The 1,117-nt window shown below is 22.3% G+C and carries 1 protein-coding gene and 1 pseudogene; both read right to left on the bottom strand.

Going from position 1 to position 1,117, the window contains the following annotated elements; genetic code table 11:
- Positions 1 to 472 precede the first annotated feature (472 nt).
- Positions 473 to 1,006: a Bdr family repetitive protein gene (bdr, locus tag HNP63_RS06720; RefSeq protein WP_183227728.1), complete on the bottom strand. Its 534-nt coding sequence runs from the start codon at positions 1,004 to 1,006 to the stop codon at positions 473 to 475.
- Positions 1,007 to 1,018: 12 nt separating this feature from the next.
- A pseudogene (locus tag HNP63_RS07005) lies at positions 1,019 to 1,117 on the bottom strand (chromosome replication/partitioning protein); the annotation flags it as partial.

The following is a 1,117-nucleotide window of genomic DNA, read 5'->3' as shown; positions in this document are numbered from 1 at the left end:
AGAACTAGTTAAGTCCACCAAAATGTAACCTTTATTTTATATATGCAATATAGAGATCATATTATGCAATATTTATTATATTGCAAAAACTGTTTGTGCCAAGTTTTATACAAAAAATTTTTGAAAAAAATGAGGGCTTAGTCTGATTCTCTACTAAAAGAATATAGCTATGCACTCACTTAATTGGACTATATTTGATATAATGAAGTTTTTAGCAATACATATATATATGTATATATATCAAAAACTATTTTTATCAACTTTTTTTAAAAAAATTCAACAATTAAGTATTACCCAATTTAGAATTAAAATCAATTTGTCTTTTTACAAAAAAAGAACTTATTTAAAGTCTTTTGTGAAAAAGTTCGAATAAGTTCTAATTTAGAATAGAGCAAAAACAAAATGTTATTTTATAGTAATGTTCATCAGTATTATAATATATTGCTTAAAAAACAAATTTGTGTATTATTCATTATTTAATAAATTGTAAATATTTCATAAATAAAGCATTTAAAATTGGGCCTAGAATTGCGGCTGTTAATATCATAAAATGTATTAATCTGTTTCCCATATTGAGATCTTTACGCAAATTTTTTTCTACAAAATCTATTTTGGTATTAACACTACCTATTTTAGTATCCAAACTACCTATTTTAGCATCCAAACTATCTATTTTAGTGTTTAAATTTTTTTCTACAAAATCTATTTTGGTATTAACACTATCTATTTTGGTATTAACACTATCTATTTTATAGTTTAAATTTTTTTCTACAAAATCTATTTTGGTATTTAAATTCTTCTCTACAGTATCAATCTTAATATCTAAATTGGATATATCTTTTCGTAAAGTCTTCTCTACATCAATTATTTTCTCTTTTAAATATTCAAAGCTGTAATTATCATTATGAAGAAAAACAAAATCTATTGCCTCCTCGCTAAACCCTATGTTTAAAAACTCATTTTTTATACTTTCTATATTGTATGTTCTATAAGCTAAATTATTCATAAAATCCCCTTACTATCCTTTTAATTGTTTATATCTTTTTAAAAGTTTATTAACTAAATCTCTTTGACTTTCAAAAAGTTCATCTAATAAAAACCCTGTAAATTTAGCATT

This window comes from Borreliella afzelii (assembly GCF_014202295.1).
Classification (GTDB): Bacteria; Spirochaetota; Spirochaetia; order Borreliales; family Borreliaceae; genus Borreliella; species Borreliella afzelii.
Note: the sequence above shows the minus strand (reverse complement) of the source record. Positions and strands in the feature narration are given on the sequence as shown.